9 protein-coding genes are annotated in these 4522 nt (G+C 48.1%); all 9 read left to right on the forward strand.

The features are described 5' to 3' along the window. Window positions 1-559: hypothetical protein (locus J4G07_22380; GenBank protein ID MCE2416731.1), on the forward strand; the 559-nt coding region annotated here is incomplete at its 5' end. Then, window positions 556-816, forward strand: coding sequence for a hypothetical protein (locus tag J4G07_22385; GenBank protein ID MCE2416732.1), 261 nt, complete (start codon window positions 556-558; stop codon window positions 814-816). The genes J4G07_22380 and J4G07_22385, both read left to right, overlap by 4 nt. A gap of 55 nt (window positions 817-871) precedes the next feature. After that, a complete protein-coding gene (locus J4G07_22390; protein MCE2416733.1) occupies window positions 872-1231 on the forward strand; it encodes a hypothetical protein in 360 nt (119 codons plus the stop codon). A gap of 129 nt (window positions 1232-1360) precedes the next feature. Next, window positions 1361-1912, forward strand: a complete 552-nt coding sequence (locus J4G07_22395; GenBank protein MCE2416734.1) for a hypothetical protein — start codon at window positions 1361-1363, stop codon at window positions 1910-1912. Further along, the gene (locus tag J4G07_22400) at window positions 1913-2119 is read left to right on the forward strand and encodes a hypothetical protein (GenBank protein MCE2416735.1); all 207 of its coding nucleotides are present in this window, start codon (window positions 1913-1915) and stop codon (window positions 2117-2119) included. It abuts the gene before it with no gap. A gap of 82 nt (window positions 2120-2201) precedes the next feature. Next, the gene (locus J4G07_22405) at window positions 2202-2423 is read left to right on the forward strand and encodes a hypothetical protein (GenBank protein ID MCE2416736.1); all 222 of its coding nucleotides are present in this window, start codon (window positions 2202-2204) and stop codon (window positions 2421-2423) included. A gap of 473 nt (window positions 2424-2896) precedes the next feature. Continuing rightward, window positions 2897-3403, forward strand: coding sequence for a hypothetical protein (locus J4G07_22410; protein ID MCE2416737.1), 507 nt, complete (start codon window positions 2897-2899; stop codon window positions 3401-3403). A 65-nt stretch (window positions 3404-3468) separates the two neighbouring features. Next, window positions 3469-3978 (forward strand): hypothetical protein, encoded by a 510-nt coding sequence (locus J4G07_22415; GenBank protein MCE2416738.1) that lies wholly within the window; start codon window positions 3469-3471, stop codon window positions 3976-3978. 77 nt (window positions 3979-4055) lie between these two features. After that, window positions 4056-4522 (forward strand): hypothetical protein (locus tag J4G07_22420; GenBank protein ID MCE2416739.1); only part of this gene is annotated, 467 nt, incomplete at its 3' end.

The following is a 4522-nucleotide window of genomic DNA, read 5'->3' on the forward strand; positions in this document are numbered from 1 at the left end:
AAAAGTTCCATCTGCGGAAGTGCTTGCAGAAACTTGGCGAAAAAGTCCGGGCTTTGGCGCGCCGCACTGGCACGAAAGGCATTGGGTCTGGCTTTCGCCACATGGCGATGCCCGGACAAAATGCGGTTCTCCGATCCAGCCCCCCAAAGCGGACGAGGTCAAACCCCACGAACAGCAACTTTGGGAAAAGTGCTGGCGGTGCAATACAATCCGGCCTTGGGGCGGATGCGGAAGCAAATCACATCAACCGAAATGGGCATTCTCGCTGCTGGTGGATGTTGACAAAACTCCCAAAGCGAAACCCGAACCCGAATTAGCAGATGTTGATTCCCCTGCCACCATTCTCGACCTTCTTCAAAAGATGGCAGATTGCCCTATTTTCGGAAACTGGCTCACTGAAGATGAAATCGTCGCTGTTGCCACCAAGCACTTCAACCTCAAAGTCAACGCCGCGTCCCTGCTCGATCTGCTCCGTCCACTCTGGCGCGAGAGGAAAATCGAACACAAACAGAACCCCTTCGGTCAGCATACTTTTCGCTTGAAAGGAAACATCTCATGAAAAAAACCTTTTTCCTTTATCCAACCACCGACAGCGATATCGTGCTAAGTGGCTACCCCAGCTGGGTACGCCACTCCGATGTCTACCCGTTTCGGGTTTACACCTTTCTCCTCGATGAAGGCTCCAGCAAGCGCATCGGGGAAAGATCTGTCACCATCAATAGTGTCGAACTCCTTACCGATGAAAATGATTCCGCATCACCGGCTCAGGTTCCGACAGAGCAGCTCACACTCAATTTCACGCCCTGGAGGCGATAACACCAGTTAAGGGGGTGCTGCAACACCCCCTCACCAAAAACCTAAGGATCAACGCATGAAAAAACAAGTCAAAGTCACGCTTTTCGGCGCAAAAGGAAAGCGGACGCTCAACATCGCAACACGTGGCGGGTTCCTAACTCGGCACATCAAAGCCCCCCGCGAAGCTGTTCCGTCTTTGTTTGGGGATGTCCGACTTCACAAACCGGCTGCAACGCCGCCTGTAGAAGTTTCCGCGCCTTCCACTCCGACTCCGGTGAATCCAAAACCCGATGAGGTTTCCCCTCCGACGCTGCTCGAAGTTCTGAAGTGGATGCACGCTTCGGAAAATCATACCAACTGGCTCATCATCGACGAGATCCTGTTCGTCGCGACAAAATCACAACACATTGCTCGATGCCCTTCGATTGCTGTATAAAAAAGGGTGTTTGGAATATAGGCTGAACAGGTTCAATCAACATACGTTTCGCCTCATTGAAAAGCAAGAAAACCATCTGAAATCTCTGCTCGTTGAAGTGGACACTATCCTCAGCAAAGGGGACGCATCATGAGCAGACAATCCCTTTTCATGTATTACCGCGCGCGAGAAAAAGAGCAGCAACACGAAACCAGAACCGCTTTCAACCTCGAATTCAATGATGAGCATTTCGCAATCGCCACGCCCCAGTTTTGGGAGGCGTGGCGCGATGAAGGGAAACGGGTAGAACTTCGCCGTCAATACGCGCCCGGGAAATACCCTGCAGATCAACTCGGTCTGCAGGGGCAAAAACCCGTCTGGGTGGTTTTCATAAGTCGAGCAGCGAAAGAGAAGTTTGAGCACAAACACGCTACACCGGAAACATCAAACGCAAACGGTGAGCTTAAGGGGTTAGGATGGCACGCGACACGCGATAACACCGGAATGTTTCTCGACGAGCGAAACAAGACATGGCGTTCAAAACGATCGCCTGTTGTCGCGTGGCTTAACTACAATAGCGATCGCTATTCAGTCAACGTCGTTGATAGTGCTTTCAAACTTACCCGCCCAATTCCTACCTCTATTACCAAACTCGGCGAGGCAGTGGATTGGGTCTATCAATATAGTAAATGGAGAAACTAAATGTCAAAAAAAACGAAATGTTGTGTCCGAGACTGTGGCTCTCATGACACACATGAACACCGAGGCAAAGGAACGGATAACCTCGGCAGATCAACCACCTTTATTCTCCGCATTTGCGATCCTTGTAAAGATGGGCTCATGGAGAAGAAAGTCAACTATACCTTCTACAAATGCGGCACGATTGTGTTTGTGGAAGAACTCTACTAATAAGGATGGGGGCGGGGAACCACCGTCCCTATAAAATATGATATTCAACTTTTATCTACGCAAAAACCGGCACAAAGGGGAAATGCGCACAGTAGAAAGGCAAAACTTCGCGAAAGTCCGGCAACTGCTCATAGCGCGGGGTGTGAAGAACGTATCCAAACTGGACTATCAGGAAGCAATCCAACTCCTCGCAAAGTGGGTAGCAGAAGAATGTGGCGGACATTGCATGCGCAACGCCGCCACTGGGCACCGCAGAGCGGGCATTGCGGGCGATACCAGTAGCGATCGGTTTTCGGCTTCATAAGCGCACAGAGCAGCAGGTAGGCGTTCCCGGAACTTTCACGCGGATACGCCCACCCAAATTAGGGGAAAGACGAAAGCCTATCATCACAGCAAAATGTGTCAAGTAATATTTACCGCTTTAGTGTCTCAGTTGTCCACCGCGGCGCGCGTTTTCTCGCGAGATCGCGCCCAATTCCCTCCCAATTCACACGGCTGGACACAAAAAAATGACCTAATTTCGCAATTTTTTACGAAAAAAGGTCGAATTGGACAAAAACATTACAATTTTTTACGATTTTACTTGACATATAATCTTATATAGTGTATAATTAAGTACATAAGATGAGGGGCGTTGCAGCGCCCCCCGAACCAAAAACCTAAGGATCAACTTCGGCTTGGCTTTTAATAGCATATCATAAAGCCCTGCCGGAAGTCAAACGAAAGGGCTTCAAAATGCGACAGGTTTACCGCCTGCCCACAATCCATAGGAGAAAAATGATGGATCGCAACACGATGAACGAAACCTTCAAAAAGCATGATCTGAAATGGCGCACGGCTGAATTCCACTTCGGCGTTGGTGCCATCGACGAAGGCTTCCACCCTCGCGATTGGCTGCTGGTAGATACTAAAACTGACAAAGTCGTCGCACTTGGTGATAGCAAGCACGGCACCACAAGTACTCTGCCTACCGCAGGAAAAGTTTATGAGAAGTTAACCGCATCCGATACTGAACCCGTTGAGACTGAAGAATCCAACCCAGTTCTCGAATGGTTCGACAACAAAGATAAATCTCGCTACAAGAAACATGATGAGCGAGTCGATTCAATCCCAGAAACTGCTGTTGCAATCGACAGTAGCAGCAGACGGTATGCAATAGAGCGAGGGACCGTAATTCGCTATAGGTCTTTCAAATCCGAAACTTTCTGCCGTCGTGAAAATTTCGGAAACGCCGCTTTCGCTCCCTCTGAAGTGAAAGCCACACTGGAGGCAAAGAGAGGATAAACATGCTTACATTAATGAGAAACGCCCAATTTAGAGATTACTTGCTTGCTGATCGAAAAATTAGAATGCAATGCAGTTCTAATTTCTTCAATACCTATATCAGCATCAACGTTGACCTTGAAAATGAAACGATTGAAGAGGTCAGCGTCGACGACAAGGCTGCATACGTTGCTATGCTTGATAACCTTGATTTCACTGTGTCCGAAACTAACACATGGGACGAGCTCGTTGAGATGCTCGACGCGAACATCATTGAAACCGCTAAGGACAATTACTTTGAAATTTTCAAAAAGCGGGAAAATGAAACACTCGCAGATTACTGTCAGCGTATCCGAGAATCTTCAGAATCCAGCACGCGCGAAGTTGCTGAGTTTCTCGAAGCAGACATCAACGATACGCATAGCGATGCTGATCGTTATGTTGGTGTTTTCAGTGATAATTCAGCGGTCGTCGAAACTGATAGCGATGACCTCGCTTACGACTCACTCAATGATCTTCTCAAAGATGATGAACAGATTGAGCGAGAAGCACGAGAGGACAAAGAGTTTGCGAGCGAGGCAGGATATATAGCGTAAAAAAACGCCACGCGGGGAGCGTTGAATCCCCGCAAATTATCTGCGGTGAAAAAGCCCAGAGAAAAAGAGGAAACCTAATGCGAACGTATGCAATTTTAGCCAAAGATAGTGAACGTCCCAGTATCCTCGATCATCGCGATAACAAAGAAACTGATCTTGACCCGGCTATTATTCTCGCATTCCAAAACCATCTCATACGCGAGGATTGCCGTCTGATCGCACATCAGCAGGATTTTGAGATATGGCATATATCCCCAAAATTGCTCCGAGCATCTGAAATTGAAGGAGCAGTCCCGCGTCGAGTTCCGATACAGATATGTCTGATGAGGAATACGACGATGCCCTCGCTGAACAATTTGGGGAAACTAACGAAAAAGAATAAAATCCAACCCAGCAGGCGGGAACGCCAACCGCCTGCACACAATCCACAGGAGAATTTACAAATGAGTAACATCACAGGTTTCTTACTGATGAAGATCTGTGATACTTTCGATATTGCTATTGAAGATTTTCTGCGCGATATCTATAAGGAGGAAGAAGCAAC

The organism is Candidatus Poribacteria bacterium, assembly GCA_021295715.1.
In the GTDB taxonomy this organism is placed as follows: domain Bacteria; phylum Poribacteria; class WGA-4E; order WGA-4E; family WGA-3G; genus WGA-3G.